The sequence below is a fragment of the Dethiosulfovibrio faecalis genome, assembly GCF_021568795.1.
Taxonomy (GTDB): domain Bacteria; phylum Synergistota; class Synergistia; order Synergistales; family Dethiosulfovibrionaceae; genus Dethiosulfovibrio; species Dethiosulfovibrio faecalis.
Genome location: NZ_JAKGUE010000005.1, coordinates 117,392 through 136,503, shown reverse-complemented (window position 1 = coordinate 136,503; position 19,112 = coordinate 117,392). Strand labels below are relative to the sequence as shown.

Annotated in this window: 16 protein-coding genes; 4 read left to right on the top strand and 12 right to left on the bottom strand. The window is 54.2% G+C overall.

Annotated elements, in window-relative coordinates:
- The first annotated feature begins 119 nt into the window (after positions 1–119).
- Both L2W58_RS06055 and L2W58_RS06050 read left to right on the top strand, forming a co-directional pair.
- Positions 120–647 carry a HEPN domain-containing protein gene (locus L2W58_RS06055; protein ID WP_236102430.1) on the top strand — a complete coding sequence of 176 codons (528 nt, stop codon included), beginning with the start codon at positions 120–122 and terminating at the stop codon, positions 645–647.
- A gap of 213 nt (positions 648–860) precedes the next feature.
- On the top strand, positions 861–1,184 hold the full coding sequence (locus L2W58_RS06050; RefSeq protein WP_236102428.1) for a DUF2000 domain-containing protein: 324 nt from the start codon (positions 861–863) through the stop codon (positions 1,182–1,184).
- Positions 1,185–1,240: 56 nt separating this feature from the next.
- Here L2W58_RS06050 and L2W58_RS06045 read toward each other — a convergent pair whose 3' ends face one another.
- Entirely contained in the window at positions 1,241–2,029 is a 789-nt protein-coding gene (locus L2W58_RS06045; protein WP_236102426.1) for an SDR family oxidoreductase, read from the bottom strand.
- A gap of 79 nt (positions 2,030–2,108) precedes the next feature.
- Complete coding sequence (locus tag L2W58_RS06040; protein ID WP_236102424.1) at positions 2,109–2,639, bottom strand: GNAT family N-acetyltransferase; 531 nt, start codon at positions 2,637–2,639, stop codon at positions 2,109–2,111.
- A gap of 121 nt (positions 2,640–2,760) precedes the next feature.
- Between L2W58_RS06040 and L2W58_RS06035 the strand changes: the two genes are divergently transcribed.
- Complete coding sequence (locus L2W58_RS06035; RefSeq protein ID WP_236102423.1) at positions 2,761–4,083, top strand: hypothetical protein; 1,323 nt, start codon at positions 2,761–2,763, stop codon at positions 4,081–4,083.
- A gap of 405 nt (positions 4,084–4,488) precedes the next feature.
- Here L2W58_RS06035 and L2W58_RS06030 read toward each other — a convergent pair whose 3' ends face one another.
- From L2W58_RS06030 to L2W58_RS05985, 10 genes are all read right to left on the bottom strand, one after another.
- Entirely contained in the window at positions 4,489–5,793 is a 1,305-nt protein-coding gene (locus L2W58_RS06030; protein ID WP_236102421.1) for an alpha/beta hydrolase family protein, read from the bottom strand.
- A 91-nt stretch (positions 5,794–5,884) separates the two neighbouring features.
- Positions 5,885–7,195, bottom strand: a complete 1,311-nt coding sequence (locus L2W58_RS06025; protein WP_236102419.1) for a hypothetical protein — start codon at positions 7,193–7,195, stop codon at positions 5,885–5,887.
- 223 nt (positions 7,196–7,418) lie between these two features.
- Positions 7,419–8,972: a 2-isopropylmalate synthase gene (locus L2W58_RS06020; RefSeq protein WP_236102417.1), complete on the bottom strand. Its 1,554-nt coding sequence runs from the start codon at positions 8,970–8,972 to the stop codon at positions 7,419–7,421.
- 1 nt (position 8,973) lies between these two features.
- Positions 8,974–10,113, bottom strand: a complete 1,140-nt coding sequence (locus L2W58_RS06015) for an isocitrate/isopropylmalate dehydrogenase family protein (protein ID WP_236099310.1) — start codon at positions 10,111–10,113, stop codon at positions 8,974–8,976.
- A gap of 4 nt (positions 10,114–10,117) precedes the next feature.
- Positions 10,118–10,606 (bottom strand): 3-isopropylmalate dehydratase small subunit, encoded by a 489-nt coding sequence (locus tag L2W58_RS06010; protein ID WP_236099311.1) that lies wholly within the window; start codon positions 10,604–10,606, stop codon positions 10,118–10,120.
- 2 nt (positions 10,607–10,608) lie between these two features.
- Complete coding sequence (locus tag L2W58_RS06005) at positions 10,609–11,868, bottom strand: 3-isopropylmalate dehydratase large subunit (RefSeq protein WP_236102415.1); 1,260 nt, start codon at positions 11,866–11,868, stop codon at positions 10,609–10,611.
- Between the two features lie 303 nt (positions 11,869–12,171).
- The gene (locus tag L2W58_RS06000; RefSeq protein ID WP_236102413.1) at positions 12,172–12,843 is read right to left on the bottom strand and encodes a DUF4276 family protein; all 672 of its coding nucleotides are present in this window, start codon (positions 12,841–12,843) and stop codon (positions 12,172–12,174) included.
- A complete protein-coding gene (locus L2W58_RS05995) occupies positions 12,836–13,945 on the bottom strand; it encodes an AAA family ATPase (protein ID WP_236102411.1) in 1,110 nt (369 codons plus the stop codon). Before L2W58_RS05995 ends, L2W58_RS06000 begins: the two co-directional genes overlap by 8 nt.
- A 314-nt stretch (positions 13,946–14,259) precedes the next feature.
- The gene (locus L2W58_RS05990; RefSeq protein ID WP_236102410.1) at positions 14,260–15,183 is read right to left on the bottom strand and encodes a carbon-nitrogen hydrolase family protein; all 924 of its coding nucleotides are present in this window, start codon (positions 15,181–15,183) and stop codon (positions 14,260–14,262) included.
- A 27-nt stretch (positions 15,184–15,210) separates the two neighbouring features.
- Positions 15,211–16,821, bottom strand: a complete 1,611-nt coding sequence (locus tag L2W58_RS05985; protein ID WP_236099317.1) for a peptide chain release factor 3 — start codon at positions 16,819–16,821, stop codon at positions 15,211–15,213.
- A gap of 216 nt (positions 16,822–17,037) precedes the next feature.
- On the opposite strand from L2W58_RS05985, the gene L2W58_RS05980 reads away from it, so the two are divergent.
- The gene (locus L2W58_RS05980; RefSeq protein ID WP_236102408.1) at positions 17,038–19,107 is read left to right on the top strand and encodes a methyl-accepting chemotaxis protein; all 2,070 of its coding nucleotides are present in this window, start codon (positions 17,038–17,040) and stop codon (positions 19,105–19,107) included.
- Positions 19,108–19,112: the final 5 nt, after the last annotated feature.

Below are 19,112 nucleotides of genomic sequence, written 5' to 3'. Positions count from 1 at the left end.
TTATGTCCCCCTCTTTCTGAGACCTATGATACAGCAGCCTGTTCTTGACCTTAACCTAGCAACTTACTCGGTGGTCCATTTTTCCGGGTCCACTATAAAGCCAACATCGTAGAGATCAGTTGCCAGACTGGATAAAAGAAATGGAAGTTGCAGAAATTGGTTCTGTTAAAATATCTGATTTTGAGAACTTCTATAGCTATACTATTTTTAACGGCAAACAAAAAATAAATAGTAAGTTTTTTATTGATTCTATTGATATTGCAAAAAAATGGCTTGATATGGAAAGAAAACATCCCCAGCTTAGATTAGCAAGGAAGGCTATTTCTGTGGCACCTACTATTAAGGATTCGGGCATGTGCTTAATGCAAATATGGCAGGGAATTGAGTCGTTATTTGAAATTTCACAAGAACTTTCTTTTCGAGTTTCATTGTTATTGTCTCTTCTAGTGGGTGAAGAGCGAAAGGAAGTTTATGATGCTTCAAGGGTTAGCTATACAATTAGGTCTAATGTGGCTCATGGCAGGACCGTTGATGTTACTTTTGAACAATTGCTAAGAGCTTGGCACCTTCTTGTAGAAGGAATGCATGCTATTGTAAGGAGAAATCATTTGCCAAAAGAGAAAGATCTTATGTCCGAGCTATTCTAATATTTGTCAAAGGATTTTGGGCGTTGTCTGTTTCAATTGAGCTAGTGGAAAAAAGGCTTCTAAGCCAAAGCAATCGCCTTTCTTTCTCCTATCTGCCTTTTTCCCCTTGTGTTTGGGGGCGAACTTGTGCCTTGTCGTTTGCTACACTGAAATCCAATGAGATGTTGTAAACACCGGAGGTTACTGGGGCGATACTGCTACATCAAATGAGCCATGAGGTTTCCCGAGGCTGTGGGGGAGGACGTGACCGATGGGAGCGGCTTTTCCCACGAGGGCATAGTCAAGATCCCTGTTCCGGTCTTGAAAGGGTCGGAGGAAAAGCTGAAGGAGCTCCGCGGCATGCTCTATCGGGAGGATTACGACGATCTGACCGTGGTGGACTTTTCCGACGTTGCCCGAGGTTGCAGGACCTACGGAGAGTACGTTGAAAAATCCGCCTCTACGGAGGAGAGCTGTTACGTCTATCTGGGGTTGGCCATCTGCGGCGACGCTAAGAAGGTGAACAGCCTCACCGGTGCCATGCCGTTGTTGAGGTGACCTAAAGGGGCCGAGGCGAAAATTTGCCTCGGCCCCCTGTGTGAGAACTTCCTTTGCTAGAACGCCTTGACCATCCCTCCGTCCAGGAGGATAGTCTGTCCCGTTATGTAGGTGTTGGCCTCGGAGCAGAGGAAGGCGGCCAATCGGCCGTATTCGTCCACTGTTCCATATCTTCCCAGGGGGATGGAGTCGAAGGCCTTGCGTCGGACCTCTTCGACCGACAGCCCCGACCTTTCCGCCCTGATCGAGTCCAGATGCTCTATCCTGGCGGTACCTATCCTTCCCGGACCTATGACGTTGACCAGAATGCCGTCCTTTCCGAGCTCTTGGGACAGGGATTTCGTCAGCCCCATGACCCCGGTCCTGAAGGTGTTGGACAGTATCAGGTTGTCCAGGACCGATTTTACCGAGGACGAAGTGGAGTTCACGATCCTGCCGCCTCCGTTGCCCCTCATGGACGGAAGGACCGCCCTGACGGTACGGATATAGGACAAAAGCGTGAGCTCGAAGGCTTTTTGCCAGGCCGTGTCCTCGAAGTCGTCGAAGGTACCGGCAGGAGGCCCTCCGGTGTTGTTCACCAGGGCGTAGACAGGCCCTAGTTTTTTCACGGTGGCGTCCACCAGGCCCTTTATGTCCTCCGCCGCGGTGATATCTCCGACGAAGAAGGACGGCCTGTTGCCGGTCTCCTTCTCTATATCCCTTTGAGCTTCTGCCAGCTTTTCCTCCGACGGGCTGAACAGCATCACCTTGGCTCCCTCTCTGGCGAGCTCGGTGGCTATACCCTTGCCGAGACCTCCGCTGGAGGCCATCACTATGGCTGTCTTATCTCTCAGTCCAAGATCCAAAATCGATCCCTCCTTTTACGGTGCTTTATCGTGGTGCACGATAAAAACATACCATATAAGTAGGAATAAGTGAAGGGCTCTATCCCTCCAAAATGGACATGACTATCATATCGAGGTAACGTCCGTCCCTGAAGATTGCCTCTCTCATCCTGCCTTCCTCCACGAAACCGCATTTTTCGTAGCATTTTATGGCTGACAGGTTGTCCTCCCTTACCAGCAGGTCCATTCTGTGCAGATTCATGAAACGAAAGCCGTAATCGACCAGGGTGTTCAGGGCCTCCGATCCGTAGCCCTTTCCCCTGTTGCCGGGGGAGCCTACGACGAGCCCTATCCTCGCCGAACGGTTTTTCCAGTCTATTACGTGGAAGTCTATCTGACCTATATAGGCAAGGGTCTTCCTGTCGGCTATCACGAAATGGGCCTCTCTGTCGGTCTCCTTCTCGGTGAGGGTCTTTATCCATGTCTCTATCTGAGGCTCGGTGCGGGGAAGCAGAAAACGGTCCGACAGGGTTCCGACCACCTCCGGATCGTTCACCCACGCTATGATGGACTCCTTGTCCGTCAGCCTAAACTCTCTCAGTACGATTCTTTCACCCTCTATGTGGGGCATGTCTTCCACCTCCTATTGTCGTTGAATTTATATCGGATGCACAGGAGCGTAGCTGTAGGACTGGTCTTTTAGCCTATTCCGTCTATAATGAACTCGATTTTTTATGAAATGAGATGGTGCCATGAATTATAAAACTTCAAAAACTTCTATGGGCTGTGCCGAGGTGGACATCACCCCCAAGAACCCGGTGACAATGGTGGGGTTCGACAGGTCGGATCAGACCTCCGTAGGGGTGTTGGACGGCCTGGCCGCTCAGGTGTTCCTATGGGAGAAGGACGGCGAGCGTCTTTGCCTTATCTCGGTGGACAGCATAGGGCTCACGGTGGAGATAACGACCTGGCTCAGGTCGGAGCTGTCCCAATCGTCGGGGATACCGGCCGAGAGGATAATGGTCTGTTTCACCCATACCCATTCGGCTCCCGACGGCCTTTTCGAGAGGGAATATGTCGATTTTCTCCTGTCGAGCCTGACCGACGGAGTGTCACGAGCCGTCGCGGACCTGTCTCCCGTTCATGCCGGATGGGGAGTGGCCTACGGCGATATAGGCCTGAACCGCCGTGGAGATGCCGAATGTCTCGACAGGCGGGTAGGGGTGCTGAAGGTGGTGGACGAATCCTCCGGAGATGTAAAGGCCCTTTTGCTCAGGTGTACCGCCCACGCCAACGTGCTGGTCGGAGACAATCGAAAGATCTCCTCGGACTACGTGGGCTTCGCCAGGGAGAGGCTAAAGAAACGTTACGGCTGCCCTGTGATGATCACTCAGGGTGCCTCCGGCGACGTGAGACCCCGTTTCCGTAATTCCATGGGGGAGCGGTTGGAGATATATTCCAGAGAGGCGGAGTCCCTCGGTGAGGATATTCTGAAGGGGCTTGAAGAAGAGAACGTAGAGGCTTTGGAAAAGATGGCCGACGAGATAGAGCGGGCCGTGGGTGACGTGATGTCCGGGATAGTGGTCCGTCCCGTTTCCAGGCTGAGGATGTTGTCGGAGATGAAGGATTTTAGATTCGAGATCCCCTCGAAAGTCCGTGCCGAGGATATCGCCAAAGAGGCTCTGGATATCTGCGGAATAGACGGATCCTCCTGGCTGGCGGAGGTCGCCGGGCTGAGAGAGGCCGGAATGACCGAGGGTAGGGTGAACATGGAGATTCAGTATTTTCTTCTGGACGAAGGCTGTATCTGCGGTGTTCCGGAGGAGGCCATGTGCGGGATAGCCTTGGATATAGCCGAGAGGGCGGGCAGCGAACTGGTCTTCTTCGGAGGCTACACCAACGGGTGCAGGGGATACCTGCCCACCGCGGCGGAGTTCGACAGAGGCGGTTTCGAGGTGCTGTGGTCGTACCTTCTGTTCTTCCGCTGTCACCGCAGGGTCATGCCCTTGGTGAGGGAGAGCGCCGACGAGCTGGTCTCCACCGTGAGCGACAGACTTATGGTGGTCTATAGCTAAAAATGGTGTACCGTTTTGACTCCAAATAGTGGTATGTCTACACATGTTCGTGTGGGAAGGTCCAATTACCTTGTATAGTAGCGATAGATGCATGTTTTGTGTTGTCTTATCGATAGACGTTGACTCTTCAGGCAGACCCTATGTCCTTAGAGAGTGTCTTAGACAGCGCCGTAAGGGACAGAAGCGTGGTTGGCCTTTTTCTTTTCTTTTTCTGGAGCATGGAAAGGGACTCGCTTGGAAGGGGCAAGAGGAAGGAGTAAACGAGGATCAGGGGGATTTCAACCTCGACGTTGAGACGAACAGATCTCAAAGTTTCAAGATGTTTCGGGATGGTATAAGACAATTTACGCAAAAAGCAGAAAGGCATGCGACCGACGATTAGGCCTGTCGCATGCCTTTATCGCTTTAGTCGAACTGTTCGTCAAGCCAGTCCAGGGCTACCGCCCATGACAGGGGCATGTTGTCCAGCTGGCAGTGGATGTTGGCTCCGCTTTTTTCCTCGAATATGTGGAGGCTTCCCTTTTGGGCCAGTTTCTCGAACCGTTTCGCCTGGCTCAGCGGTACCGTTCCCTCTTTTTCCCCCACCATTCCCAGGGCCGGAAATTCCATGGCTTCGATACGATCCTCGTCGACATGAAACGCCTGCATGGCCTCCAGTGTGGTTTTTACGGATGGCTTGCCGTAGCGGATGCACAGGTTCAGGAGGGAAAAACGATATTTGGGAGGAAGTTCTTCCTTTGGCAGTTTCAGGATTTCCTCCACCGTCAGGTCCTGTTTCTCGAACATCTCCACGAACTTGGGGCCTACTGCGGCGAAAAAGTACTCCCGAGCGTCTATTATAGGGGAGTTTACTATAAGGGCTTTCAGCCTACTTTCCCCGACCGCTCCGGACAGGGCGAAATAGCCTCCGAAGCTGGCCCCGTAAAGGGCGATCTTTTCAGGGTCTATCTCAGGTCTGGACAGGGCGAAATCCACCACCGCCCTGAGAGCTGGGGAGGTGTCTGGAACGAAGGTAGACTCTTTGTCGAATCGACGTTTCCCCACCTGTCCCGGGCCCTCGAAGAGAAGGACGTTGTATCCTCTTCTGAGGGCGGCTTCTCCCACGGCGAAGTACATTTCCTCCGCCGTACCGTCGAAACCGCTTTGGGCTATCAGGGTTTTTCTCGGCGTATCGTTCGAAGGAGACGATATGAAATATCCCGGAAGAGAGTCCTCTCCAAAAGGTATGTACAGTTCCTCTATTTCCCAGGGAGATAGTTTCATCCCATCGATGAAAGCTTTTCGACATTTCATTCCCCACTTTGCGGTTTCGGGAGAGGTCGGATCGCCATAGTATTCCGCCGCACGATAATAGGACGCTGCTCTCAGAAGGCTTTCCCCTGCGCTTATTTCGTGGCCCCTTTTCAGGCGAGTCCTTCCGTCCGTCTCGACCCTTTCTGCGAGGGAAAGAAAGGCAGCTGACCAGGAAGCTGGGTCACCCTCCTCTATATCTTTGGCCGCCAGAAGAATCTCTCCGGGAGAACCTCCTCCTGTCGCGTCGGCTCCGAGACTTCTAAGAAGCTGAAAATCCATCTCGGTGTCTTGAAAATACGAGAGGAGAATCTCTCCCCTGGATAGTCCCTTCGGTATAGTCCCGTTTTCCGATCCCTCCGTCAGAGACGGTGCTATCGATAAGAAGAAAAGTGACAGTATCGCTAGAGCATATCTCATTGTGGCTCCTCCTTTTTCAGTTGAGTTTCAAGTAAAAACTTCCCCCGAAAAAACAGGGGAAGTTTTCGCTAAACGTCAAACTTTCTTATTTTCATCCTTTAAAAGAGATACCTCTGCTTCCCTGGACCTTGAAATAGGCGGATTGTCCGAACGATTGAAATAGCCATCCTGCGTTGACTTTAGCTATAACGTCTATCTCGGGATCGGGGTTTGCCACCGAAGAGGCGTTTATAACGTTTGATACCTGGGCGTTTATGTTGAGATTCATGCCCCATATTGCATAGGAGTTTTCCACGTCCAGTTGGACGTTCGGAAGATATTGTCCCCCGAAATTGGGGTTGGTCGCTGCATAGGAGGCTACGCCCTTCATCTTCGCATCTATCAGGACCCACGACTTGATCCAAGCGTCGGTGACCTTGTACTCTATGGTCCCTGTTTTGTTCGTCTTGGCGTATTCGTAGTCCAGTCCCGAGGTGTCCTTTCTCAGGACGGAGGTAAAGGCCCCGTCCGCCGAAAGCTGGGGTTTGCCGTCCTTTATGACGTCCCATCCGAACTTCACTACCTCCAAACCCAACTTTGCTATCTTTACCGGATCGATCTTATCTTCTCCGTTTTTAGCGTTGTTGGATTTGTTCTTCAGATAGCTCAAAAACGAGTCGAAGGGGTCGGCCAGCTCTGTTTCTTGGTCCATGTACCAGTCGACATAGGAGCTGTAAAGTCCCGATTGTCCCGTGCCAAGTTCCACAAGCTTCGAACAAAAGGAGGAGTAGGTCGCGAATGTCTCCTTGACATCGGTGAAATAGGTACCCAGTTCTATACCTGTAAGATCGCAGAACGACTCTATTTCGTTGAAGACGTCCTTTCCGTCCAGCTCTTCCAGTTGAGACGAATAAACCTTCACGATGTCGTCCAACTCGCTTACGGAATCGCCTGTAGCCTTGAGGAAGCGGAAGAACTGATCCATAGGCATGTTGTACTCGGTCAAGAAGTCGAGAAACTCTTGAGCGTTAACTCCTTCATCGTCCTTTCCATCGTAAAAAGGATCCCAGCTGTCTTTAAGGAATGTTTCCACGTCGTTTTCCGTGGTGAAGGAGGTGTTGGACGATGCCTTCAGTTTCCCGGAGGTCTCGTCGAGATATTTTTCCTCAGTCACGAACAAGGCCACTGCGGGAGGCAGGCTGGCGCTTGTCTCGATATTATGAGCCTCGTACCTAGTGCTCATAAGGATGGTCTCCTCTCCGTTATCGTTAAAGGACAGAGTTCCCTCATATTCCGATCCCGGTTCGATCTCCTTGGGAGTTGTGGGAAGAGAGCTTCCTCCTCCACATCCTCCGGTTCCGAATAACGCCGTCGTCAGAAGTGCCAAGATGCAGATTAAAATTAAGTTTTGTTTTAGCTTCAATCTAAAGCCTCCTCTCACAAAGTAGATCATTTTGTTATTTTGCCTGTTTTGGAATGTGTAGATCATAGCATATTTACCATGTCGATGTACCAAGATAAAAAGACTTTTACCGTAAAAGATACTTAGAGGGTCTATAAAAACATTAGGTCTTCGCAAGAGCCTGTGTTTATATACGAAAAGGCGGCTCGAACCGTATATGATTCGAGCCGCCTTATTTAGAAATCTAAACGGCCTGCCTCTGTCGCACTATCTCCACCCCTCTGGCGGCGGCGGTCTGATACAGTCGGTTTATGCCGTTTACGTATGCCTTTATGCTGGCCTCTATCACGTCGGTGCTGACTCCCCGTCCCTGGACCTCCATGTCGTCGTGCCGCAGGGTGACTCTGGCCTCTCCCAGGGCGTCCGATTTCTCGCTTGCCGATATTATCCTGTAGGCCGCCAGCTCCGGCTCTATTCCCACGATCCTCCTTATCGCCGCGTAGGAGGCGTCGACAGGGCCGTTGCCCGTGGCGGCGTCTTGAATCTCGTTTTTGCCCTCGATCAGAGATATGGCTGCGGTCGCCCTTCCTCTGCCGGAGTGGACGGCGAAATCCTTGACGGAGAACTTTCTGTCCGGGCAGATCGAGAGGATCTCGTCCACAACAAGGGCCTCCATGTCGCTTTTCGTCACCATCTCCTTCTTGTCGCAGAGTTCCTTGAAGAGGGAGAAGGCCCTCTTGAGCTCCTGGTCGGTGAGGGAGTATCCCATCGATTCGAGCTCTTTGGCGAAGGCGTGGTGACCAGAGTGCTTCCCCATGACGAGCTTGGTCTCCGGAGCCCCAACGTCCTTGGGATGCATTATCTCGTAGGTCTCCCTCTTGCAGAGGACTCCGTGCTGGTGTATCCCCGCTTCGTGGGCGAAGGCGTTGTCTCCCACTATGGCCTTGTTGGGCGGAAGATGGACCCCGGTGAGCCGGGAGACCATTCGGCTGGTGTCGTAGAGCCTGGTGGTATCTATCGCGGTGTCCACCGAGAAAACGTCCCGGCGGACCTTGAGGGCCATGACTATCTCCTCCAGAGACGCGTTGCCCGCCCTCTCTCCTATGCCGTTGACGGTGCATTCCACCTGTCTGGCTCCTCGTCTTACCGCCTCCACCGAGTTCGCCACAGCCAGCCCAAGATCGTTATGGACGTGGACGGACCATATGGCCTTTTCCGATCCCTCGGTGCCCTCCATTATGCGGGAGAGGAAGTCGCCGAACTCTCCCGGGGTGGCGTAGCCCACCGTGTCCGGGACGTTTATCGTCGTGGCTCCCGCGGCTATGGCTGCGGTGAAGACCTCCATGAGAAACTCCGGATCGGATCGACTGGCGTCCTCGGCGGAGAACTCCACGTCCTTGACCAAAGAGGCGGCCAGGGAAACCGCGTCGGTCGTCCTTTTAACGACCTCTTCGGGAGACATCTTGAGCTTGTGCTCCATGTGGATGGGACTGGTGGCGATAAAGGTGTGTATTCTGCTTCTAGATGCTTCCCTGACGGCCTCGGCGGCTCTTCTTATGTCCCCTTCGTTTGCCCTGGCCAATCCGGCTATGATCGGACCGTCTATCTCGGAGGCGATGGATCTCACCGAGTCGAAATCGCCCTGTGAGGAAGCAGGAAAGCCCGCCTCTATGACGTCCACCCCTAGGGCTGCGAGCTGTCTGGCTATCTGAAGTTTCTCCGTTCCGTTGAGGTTTATGCCCGCCGCCTGTTCTCCGTCTCTCAAGGTGGTGTCGAAGATGCGAACCGTGTCTTTCATGTCAAGGAGTCTCCTCTCCGATTCTCTCTATTATCTCGGCGACCCTGTCTCCGACCGCCTCTGTGCCTGCCTGGCCTCCCATCTCTCTGGGAAGGTCGTCTCCGTCGTTTTCGCTAAGGAAGGTCTCCACCGCTCGGTCTATCGTCTTGGCGGCCCGGTGTTCTCCCAGGGAGTCGAGCATCAGTCCCGCCGATAGGATGGCGGCCAGAGGGTTGGCCCTGTCCGTTCCGGCAATGTCCGGGGCCGAGCCGTGTATGGGCTCGAACATCCCCAGCCCGTCTCCCAGGTTGCCTCCCGCCGCCACTCCAAGCCCTCCGGTTATTCCGGCGAAGAGGTCGCTGACTATGTCGCCGAACAGGTTGGGGCAGAGCACGGTGCCGAAATCCCAAGGGCTTCTGACTGCGTGGTAGCACATGGCGTCCACGTTCATCGTCTCCATCGGCATTCCCTGAGCCTTGGCCTCGTCGGCGGCTATCTCCTCCCAGAAGCCGTAAAGCTGGGGCATAGCGTTTGCCTTGGTTGCCAGAAGTATCGAATCGTCTCCTCGTCCTTTGGCGAAGCGGCAGGCCGTGGCGGTTATCCTTCTGATAGCCGGTTCTGTGGCTATTCCCATCTGCATGGCCATCCTGTGTCCAGTCTCCAGCTTTACGTTGCCAGTCAGGTCGTAGAGCCCTCTTTTCGCCTCTATGGCCTCGTCGATGCTTCCGTCTCCGGTGGCTCCGAGCCCCATGTAGAGGTCCTCGGTGTTCTCCCGGACCACCAGCATGTCTATCGAATGGCCGTCCGCTCCCGCTATCGGAACCGGTACCTTGGGAAAGGCTCTGGCGGGACGGAGGTTCACGTACATGTCGAAGCCGAATCGCAGCGTCAGAAGGATGCCTCTTTCCAGTATCCCCGGCTTGACCTTTGGATCCCCTATGGCTCCCAGATATATGGAGTCGCACTCCGAAAGCCTCTCCACTGCGTCGTCCGGAAGGATCTCACCGGTGGAGAGGTAGTGGGACGCTCCCCATGGAAAGGTCCTCCATTCCAGATCCGTCCCCGTCTTGGCCGTGGCGGCGTCCGCCGCCTTTCGTCCCTGCCTGATTACCTCCGGACCTATTCCGTCTCCTGCGATCTGGGCTATTATCTTAACTGTCATGGCCCTATCTCCCCGCTCCGGACGCCACGAAGGGCACCAGTCCGCCGGCGGCGATTATTCCACGGAGATATTCGGGAAATGCCGGTACGGTCCAGCTTTCCCCGGTCGTCTCGTCCGAGATGACTCCGACCTCCATGTCCGCCGTCACCTCGTCGCCCTGGGATATTCTCTCTGCCGCCTCGGGGCAGACGAAGATGGGCAGCCCCACGTTTATGGAGTTGCGGAAGAAGATCCTGGCGAAGGATTTAGCTATGACGCAGGAGATCCCCGCTCCCTTTATGGCGATGGGGGCGTGTTCTCTGCTGGATCCGCAGCCGAAGTTCTCTCCTCCGATAATGATGTCCCCCTGGGATATCTTTTTAGCGAAATCGGGGTCGCCGTCCTCCATGCAGTGGGCGCCAAGCGTCTCAGGATCGGCCGTGACCAGATATCTGGCCGGTATTATTACATCTGTGTCCACGTGGTCTCCGAATTTCCAGGCTTTTCCTCTCATGGCTATGCCTCCTCCTGCGCCGGATCGGCGATGTGTCCCTTGACGGCGCTCCAGGCCGCCGTCACAGGGCTGGCCAGATATACCTCGCTCTTCGGGTGTCCCATTCTGCCGACGAAGTTTCTGTTGCTGGTGGACACGCATCTCTCGCCTTCCGCCAGTATCCCCATGTGTCCTCCCAGGCATGGGCCGCACGTCGGAGTGCAGACCGCCGCCCCTGCCTCGGTGAAGGTCCGGATGTAGCCTTTCTCCAGACAGGCGTTATATACCTCGTAGGACGCCGGTATGACTATGCACCGGACCGACGGATGGACCTTCTTCCCCTCGAGCACCGATGCCGCCGCCGCCATGTCCTCCAGCCTTCCGTTGGTGCAGGATCCGATGAAGACCTGCTGTATCTCGGTGTCTCCGAAGGTGGATGCTGGCCTTACGTTGTCCGGAGAGTGGGGCGCCGCCACCAGCGGCGTGAGCTTGTCCACGTCGATCTCCACCCGTTTGGCGTATTCGCATCCCTCGTCGGGATATCTGGCGGTGAAGGGGCGTGAGGCTCTAGCCTCTGCGTAGGCCAGGGTGGTCTCGTCCGGGACGAAGAGCCCGGCCTTGCCTCCTGCTTCGACCGCCATGTTTGCCACGGTGAATCGGTGGTCCATCGACATGGAGGCCAAGGCATCCCCTCCGAACTCGAGGGCCATGTATCTGGCTCCCTGTACCGATATCTCGCGCAGGACCGCCAATATGAGGTCCTTTCCCGTGATGTGTCTGGATATGGAGCCCCGGAAATCTATGCGTACCGTCGGAGGGACCATGAGCCAGGTCTCGCCTGTGGCCCAGGCTCCGGCCAGGTCGGTGGAACCCATCCCCGTGGAGAAGGCTCCCATGGCGCCGCCGGTGCAGGTGTGGCTGTCGGCGCCCAGAACGATGTCGCCAGGGAGTATGTAGCCTTTTTCGGGAAGCATGGCGTGCTCGATGCCGGCCCGTCCAACCTCCCAGTAGAGCATTTCCTGCTCCGAGGCGAATATACGGGATTTTTTTGCCTGCTCCGCCGAGGCTATGTCCTTGTTGGGGGTGAAGTGGTCCGGAACTATGGCGCATCGCTTCCGATCGAATACCCGGTTTCTTCCCATGGCCGCCATGGCGTCTATGGCGGGAGGAGCGGTGATGTCGTTTACGAAGGCGAAGTCCACCGATACCCGGCAGATGGCTCCCTCTTTGACGGGATCCGTGGTGTGGCTGGCTATTATCTGAGATGCGAGGGTTCTCTTCATGTTGTCCTCCTTGCGTTTTTGTGCGCACGGTCTTGGGAGGACCCGAGAGAAATGAAAAGGGCCGATCCGCAAGACTGTGCGAAATCGGCCCTTGGAAGGTCGTTATCGATAGACGAGGTAAACGCTACCGACGACTCCGGAGGGAGACTCCGCGGTCGATGGTTAGCGATAGGGCGAGGCTATTGACGATTACGTTTATATTCATCTCGCGGTTCTCCTTTCAGAGTTCGGTAAGTTGAGGAGGATTCTAGGGCATGCAGGGGGAGATGTCAAGGATGAGAAAATGGATTCGTCTGAATCGTCTTATCTCAAGGATTCTATCTCAGAGAGCCAGGCATTGAAAACCGGGCATTTCTTACGCATCTTGGGAATCCCTATCTCTTTCGCTATCGCTATTCCCATGGTCGTTTTCTGGAACCTGGAGCTTAGTTTTTTTAGTCTTTTAGACGGAGCGGTATCCGGTGAGTTATTCACTCTTTCTGGTTCCTTGCATTGTCCTATGATTTTATCGATCTTTTTTAAGGGAACGTCAAGGTGTCTCGAGAGAACCTCCGTGTCGCTGAAAAGCAGAGCCTCGAACTCATGTATAGATACGTAAGGGATAAATCGTCTATCTGAGTCTAAGTCGGGGAAACTTTCACCGATTTCCCGTTTAGTGGCGTCGTTTAGGGTTTTCGCTTGTATCGAAGGTGTTGTCTGTCCCACCGCCTTATCGACACCGGGCCATTTTTTGTCTATACCGTAGAAATCTATGAAGGTAGTTAAAAACGTATCTTTTCGTTGTTTCAGTTGATGACTAATGTCCCTTTTTACTCTGGCAAATTTAACATCTCCTCCCTTTTGTCCTGGCTTAGATGCCATGATAGGGGTTATGAAGATGTTCTTTGTGTAGAGATACTCTCCTAAAATATAATTTATGAAGGCCTGTTCCGTCTGTCCTTCCACAATAGCGACTACTTCGATGTAGTCATTCATGGCGAGGTCCTCCGGGGATGACGTTTTTGTCCCACAGCTCTCCTACCGAGTAATCATCCAGCCAGGTGGCATATTCCGCCCTCTGTAGACGTTTGAAATCGGACGAGCCGTCTTTCCTGTTGACTACTACGATATCTTCCAGCTCGAAGTGATCTATGAATTTTGGCGATTGTGTCGCTACGATCAACTGCGTTCTGTCCGACGCATTTTGAACTAGTTCCGCCAGTATAGCTATGGCGAAAGGGTGAAGCCCTAGTTCTGGTTCGTCTATTATGATCGTGGATGGGGGGGCCGGTTGAAGAAGCGCCGTTGCGAGACAGACGAACCGTATTGAACCGTCGGAAAGATGGTACGGTTGCATGGGGTAGTCCGATCCTTTTTGAGTCCATGAAAGATTGACCTTCTCCCTTTCGCCGAATAACGATGGCTCAAGGATGAAATCATCGAGAAAGGGTGTAACCAGACGCACTGCGTCCAGGATTTCCCGGTATTCCTGTACGTGTTCGTTCTTGAGCCTAAGGAGATATGGTGCGATGTTTGATCCGTCGAAGCGTAGATTTTTGTCGTCCTGGACGATTTCGTAGTGCCTCATACCTGCCGTTGAGCCGGTATCGTGGAAATGATATATCTGCCAGGATGAAATAGCGTCGTAGACAGGGCTGCTGTACTCTGAATCTTTGATTTTGCTCTTTGCTTCTTTCACTAACAAGGATTCGTTTTCTCTTCTTTCTCCCGTTAGTTTCCACCAACCGCTAGAGCTGTTGTCATAGTATCGAGCCTCTTCGGTTAATATGCAATCTTCTGCCGGGCCGGGAGTTATGCTGAAACGATAGCCTCGTTGGCCGAAATAAGCTTCGAACTCCATTTTATGGGTGGTCTTGCGACCGTTAAAGAGCAGATCACTGATTCCTCCAGACATACGGACGTAATAGTTCAGGTTGCCATCTATGAGGTTTCTAAGCAGTCGGAAAAAGTCTATCAGGTTGCTTTTTCCAGCCCCGTTGCCACCGATAAAAACGTTTAGGTTTCTAAGTTCAAAATTGTCGAGGGACTGAATCGACTTAAAACCTCTTATAGTCAGTTTATCCAGAGAGTTTTTCATTGTAGATGCCTCCTGATGGATTTTCTCCTACCGTTAGGTAGGATGGTAGCATAAAGGGTGTCGAAGTGGAACTTTCGCTTAGTTCCTGACAATCCAAGGTTAGGAGGACTCACGGTATGGGCGTAGATGAGACCGAAGATCTCGTAACATTAAGCCGATAATCCGAAAGACGAGGACGATTTGATGACGTTGGTGGATGGGTATCTCGACAACTCTCCTGCGGATAAACGGTAGTAGTCCTCTTGTGACTAAAAGACAGTCGGCTTTCCAAGAAAGCCGACTGTCTCGTACGATAACCTAAACGAGGTGATCGATTATTTATCCTGCACCACCAGTTTCAGCACGTCCGGTCGGGAGTAGTGGCCGCAGGGGTCGAACTCCATTCGGCTGGCGGGCACCTTCTGCATGTCCAGCTCGGCGAATATGATTGTTTCCTCGTCCCATATGGTCTCAGTCACGGCGTGACCGTAGGGATCTATGACGCAGCTTCCGCCACGGCAGACCGTCTCCGGCAGTTTGGCTATCTCGTCGGAACAGTTCAGGTCCTTGGGGTACGTGTCCTTTGTGAAGTACATGTCGCAGTTGACGAAGTAGCACCGTCCCTCTATGGCGATGTGGCGGATGGTGGACTGCCATTCCTCGTTGTCGTTGGTGTTGGGAGAGATGTAGAGGGTCACTCCCTTTTCGTAGAGGGCGACCCTGGCCAGGGGCATGTAGCTTTCCCAGCAGATCAGGCTTCCGATCGGTCCCCAGGGCGATTCCGCCACGGGAAAGAGCCCTTTGTCACCGTCCCCCCATACCACCCGCTCTGTGCCGGTGGGTTTCAGTTTCCTGTGGGAGAAGAGCAGCTCTCCTTCCGGGGAGAACAGCAGGTTGGAGTTGTAGAGCGTCGCCGATAGGGAGTCCCGTTCCGACACTCCGATGCTCAAAAACGCACCGGCCTCCTCGGCGGCTTTACCGAGAGCCTCGGTCTCCGGACCTGGCACGACGATCGAGTTGTCGTAGTATTTTTTCCAGTCCTCCCGACCTTCGACGGTCCTGCTTCCCACCGTGAACCCGTAGGTGATCCCGTAGGGATAGCCTGGAATGAAAAGCTCGGGGAAAACGATCAGCTCAGCCCCTTTCTCGGCGGCTTTCTTAGCGAGGTCGACTGCTTTTTCCGTAGAGGCTTTGCTGTCGAACATGACCGGTGCCGCCTGGACCACAGCGATCCTGCATGTGTCCTTTAGAGTGAGCATCCCGCTTCCTCCTCCGTAATGTTTAGGTTATTCCCCCGAGTGTTCACATGTCTTCAGAAACTGTACTTCCGGCCAGTGGTTCTCCACGTACTTAAGGTCCCAGTTGTTGGCCGCCAGGTAAACCAGCTGGTCGGCGCTGTCTTTGGCCAGGTTGTTCTGCTGGGTTTTCTCGAACTCGGCCATTTTCTTGGGGTCGTCGCAACGGACCCACCGGGCCACCGAGTAGGGGGTGGAGTCGTAGCTTGCGTCCACCGAGTACTCGGCCTTGAGCCTGGCCACAGCCACGTCGAACTGAAGCACGCCGACGGCTCCCAGTATGAATATATTGTCGTTTATCGGCCGGAAGACCTGTATGGCTCCCTCTTCGGATAGCTGCAACAGCCCCTTGTGAAGCTGTTTGGACTTCATGGGAGAGTCCAGCCTGACTCTTCTGAAATGCTCCGGCGCGAAGCTCGGTATTCCGGTGTACTGAAGGGGTTCTTTGTCGGTAAAGGTGTCCCCTATCTTTATGGTGCCGTGGTTGTGTATGCCCACGATGTCTCCCGGCCAGGCCTCGTCGACCAGCTCTCTGTCCTGGGCCATGAATATGGTGGGGTTGGACATGGTTATGTCCTTGCCTATTCTGTGATGTTTGACCTTCATCCCTCTCTGGAATTTTCCCGAGCATATCCTCATGAAGGCCAGGCGGTCCCTGTGGGCCAGGTCCATGTTGGCCTGTATTTTGAAGACGAAGCCGGAGAACTCCTCCTCGTCGGGAGATACCGTCCTGGTCGTAGTCTCCCTGGGGCCGGGGCAGGGAGCTATCTCCACGAAGCTGTCCAGCATCTCCTTGACGCCGAAGTTGTTCACGGCGCTTCCGAAGAAGACCGGGGTCTGGCTGCCCTTAAGGTAGTCGTCCAGGTCGAAGGGGTTGGCCGCTCCCTCCAGAAGTTCCACGTCGCCTCTCAGGTCGTCCGCCTGGGATCCCAGAAGCTCGTCCAGCCTGGGGTCGGACAGGTCGGATATCTCCGTCACCATGTCCTGTTCCCTCAGGGACTCGAAGCCGGCACGGAAGAGGGTGAGCTTTTTTCTGTATATGTCGTAGGTCCCCTTATAGCCCTTGCCCATTCCCACCGGCCAGGTGAGAGGGGCGCACTCTATCTGTAGGGTTTCCTCTATGTCGGACATCACCTCTAAGGGAGACATTCCCTCCCTGTCCAGCTTGTTCACGAAGGTCATGATGGGTGTGTTTCTCATCCGGCAGACTTCCATGAGCCTCCTGGTTTGTTCCTCGACCCCCTTGACGCTGTCTATAACCATCACGGCGCTGTCCACGGCGGTGAGAACCCTGTATGTGTCCTCGGAAAAGTCCTTGTGTCCCGGGGTGTCCAGCAGGTTTATCTCGTAGTCCCGATATTCGAACTTCATCACCGAGCTGGTGACGGAGATTCCCCTTTCCTGCTCGATGGACATCCAGTCGCTGGTGGCGTGACGGGAGGCCTTGCGTGATTTTACCGCTCCCGCCATGGTTATGGCTCCTCCGAAGAGCAGGAGCTTCTCCGTGAGGGTAGTCTTTCCCGCGTCGGGGTGGCTTATTATACCGAAGGTCCTGCGACGCTCTATCTGTCTTTTAAGTTCCGAGGAATTGCTGACGGTCATGTGAATCCTCCCGATATGTCTCAGTATGAAAGGGGAGGTCAAAGGCCAGGAACCTCCCTAGAACAAGAAATTATACATCACATGGAGGGAATCATAAAGGATTGTAACTGTAGCCCATCGCTCTCTTGGGCTTTGTAGCCTCTTCCGTGTATAATTACCGAACATATGACGTTCATCTTCGTTGTCTGTCGAGCTAACGATATGGAGGGATGAAAAATGAAAAGAAGTCTTCTTCTCAAGCTGGTGTTGCCCTTAGGGGTTTTGGTGGGGCTGTTCACCCTGTCACTGGGGTCTACCTTGGTTATAACCTCCGGTCAGGACAAAGACGGGATGGTCATAAACCTGGCAGGCAGGCAGAGGATGCTTTCCCAGAGTATCGCCAAGGCCTCCTTGGCCTATGGATTATCCGGCGATAGCAAGTATAAGGAGGAGGCTTTGTCCTCCATCTCCCTTTTCAAGGAGACCAACCGTGTTCTGATATCGGGGGGAAAAGCTCCGCTGGATCCCAAGGCGGGCACTTGGACCGATATTCCCGCCGCTTCCCCCGAGGTGGTAGCGCTTCTCAGGGAGGTGGACAAATCTTTCTCTTCTTATCTTAAGGCGGTGGATAAGGTGTTGTCCGGTTCGGACGAAGGGGCCTGGAAAGACGTCGTCGAGAAGGCTCAGTCCGTACTCGCCGCGGCGGCTAAGGCGACCGTTGCAATAGAGACCTACGCCGGACGGAAGGTCATAATCTTGGAGAGGATACAGGAGGTCTCGCTGGTACTGGCCCTTCTGATCGCTTTTCTGTGTGTGGTTTTCTATCGTAAATCCCTGGTAACCCCCATAAGGGAGATGAATCTCTTCATGGGGCGTTCCACCGAGGGGAAAGCCGACCTCACATGGCGTCTTCCAGTTCGATCCGCTGACGAGACCGGACGGATGGCATCGGGTTTTAACGACTTTATGGAGCTCCTTCGTACCAATTTTTGGGAGACCTCCCAGGGAACCCAGGACTTCCTGGCGGCTTTCAACTCTCTGGCCCGTTCTCTGGAGCTATTTTCCCGTACATTCAGGTCCATGGAGGAGGGGGTGGTGCGAGGCGCCAAGGCGGTGGATCAGGTCTCCAGCGCTGTTGAGACCCAGTACGCCACCTCGGAGGAGATAGCCTCCACCTCTCAGGCTTTGGCCCGTATGGCGGAAGACCTCAACCAGACCGTGGCGGACGTGGTTTCCAAGGCCAAAGAGGGAGAGGCCGCCTTGGGAGAGACCTCCGTCGCTATGGAATCAGCCAGAGGACAGGCGGAGCAGGTATCCCAGAGGGCCTTATCCTTGGCGGATAAGGCTAAGGTTATACACCAGGTGGTACAGACCATTCAGGGAATAGCGGAGCAGACTAACCTACTGGCACTCAACGCGGCTATAGAGGCGGCCAGGGCTGGCGAGGCGGGGCGGGGATTCGCCGTAGTTGCCGAAGAAGTCAGGAAACTGGCGGAGGAGAGCAAAGGTGCTGCAGTTCAGATAGGCGATAACCTGACGGGACTTATGGATGGCGTCGACGGTACATCCAAAGACGTCATGTCCATGTCGGACGAGATGCAGGGAGTGGCCGAGAGGATCTCCGGAGTGGTCCAGGCCATAACTGTGATACTTGAGGGCATGGACAACACCAACGAGGTATCTCAGACCGTTGCCGCCAGCGCTCAGGAACTCTCCGCCTCCTCTCAGGAGATGGCATCCGGAGCCGAGTCGGTTTCCCGGTTCGCGTCGGAGATAAACCAGGTTATAGGAGACGCCGGGGAGTCGGTCAAGTCCCTATCAGGCATGGTCGACGATTTGTCCGGCAGGGTGAACGACGGGGCCAGGGAAGGCGAGGAGCTTCTTGAGGAGCTTTCAAAGATGAACCTGGGTACCTGTGCCGACATGATGTCGGTTGTGTCAAAGGCGGTTGATGCTCACAGAGCATGGATGAATCGTCTGGAGTCCTTGCTCGAGGGAGGTCTCTGGGATCTCGAGACCGACCCGACCAAGTGTCGCTTCGGGTTGTTCCTTTCCACGGCGACCCCTCCTGATCACCTGACCGACAGGTGGAAAGAGGTGGTTTCTCTGCACGATAAGCTCCATCACATGGGTCACGAAATAGAGGCCCACCTTTCCGAGGGAAGGAAGGGGGCGGCTGAGAAGACTACGATGGAGGCGAGAGATGTAAGCTCTCGATTGGCCTCTCTGTTGATGGACTTGGCCCGAGAGTGTTCCGGAAAGGGTTCAGGGGTTCCTGCTCTGGCATCCTCTACCGAGAGGAGATAGTCGAA

What these genes read in the sequence shown, in the direction of transcription:
- L2W58_RS06050 (WP_236102428.1), top strand. Translation starts at nt 861, where the DNA reads ATGAGGTTTCCCGAGGCTGTGGGGGAGGACGTGACCGATGGGAGCGGC.
- L2W58_RS06040 (WP_236102424.1), bottom strand. Translation starts at nt 2,639, where the DNA reads ATGCCCCACATAGAGGGTGAAAGAATCGTACTGAGAGAGTTTAGGCTG.
- L2W58_RS06035 (WP_236102423.1), top strand. Translation starts at nt 2,761, where the DNA reads ATGAATTATAAAACTTCAAAAACTTCTATGGGCTGTGCCGAGGTGGAC.
- L2W58_RS06030 (WP_236102421.1), bottom strand. Translation starts at nt 5,793, where the DNA reads ATGAGATATGCTCTAGCGATACTGTCACTTTTCTTCTTATCGATAGCA.
- L2W58_RS06020 (WP_236102417.1), bottom strand. Translation starts at nt 8,972, where the DNA reads ATGAAAGACACGGTTCGCATCTTCGACACCACCTTGAGAGACGGAGAA.
- L2W58_RS06015 (WP_236099310.1), bottom strand. Translation starts at nt 10,113, where the DNA reads ATGACAGTTAAGATAATAGCCCAGATCGCAGGAGACGGAATAGGTCCG.
- L2W58_RS06010 (WP_236099311.1), bottom strand. Translation starts at nt 10,606, where the DNA reads ATGAGAGGAAAAGCCTGGAAATTCGGAGACCACGTGGACACAGATGTA.
- L2W58_RS06005 (WP_236102415.1), bottom strand. Translation starts at nt 11,868, where the DNA reads ATGAAGAGAACCCTCGCATCTCAGATAATAGCCAGCCACACCACGGAT.
- L2W58_RS06000 (WP_236102413.1), bottom strand. Translation starts at nt 12,843, where the DNA reads ATGAATGACTACATCGAAGTAGTCGCTATTGTGGAAGGACAGACGGAA.
- L2W58_RS05995 (WP_236102411.1), bottom strand. Translation starts at nt 13,945, where the DNA reads ATGAAAAACTCTCTGGATAAACTGACTATAAGAGGTTTTAAGTCGATT.
- L2W58_RS05990 (WP_236102410.1), bottom strand. Translation starts at nt 15,183, where the DNA reads ATGCTCACTCTAAAGGACACATGCAGGATCGCTGTGGTCCAGGCGGCA.
- L2W58_RS05985 (WP_236099317.1), bottom strand. Translation starts at nt 16,821, where the DNA reads ATGACCGTCAGCAATTCCTCGGAACTTAAAAGACAGATAGAGCGTCGC.
- L2W58_RS05980 (WP_236102408.1), top strand. Translation starts at nt 17,038, where the DNA reads ATGAAAAGAAGTCTTCTTCTCAAGCTGGTGTTGCCCTTAGGGGTTTTG.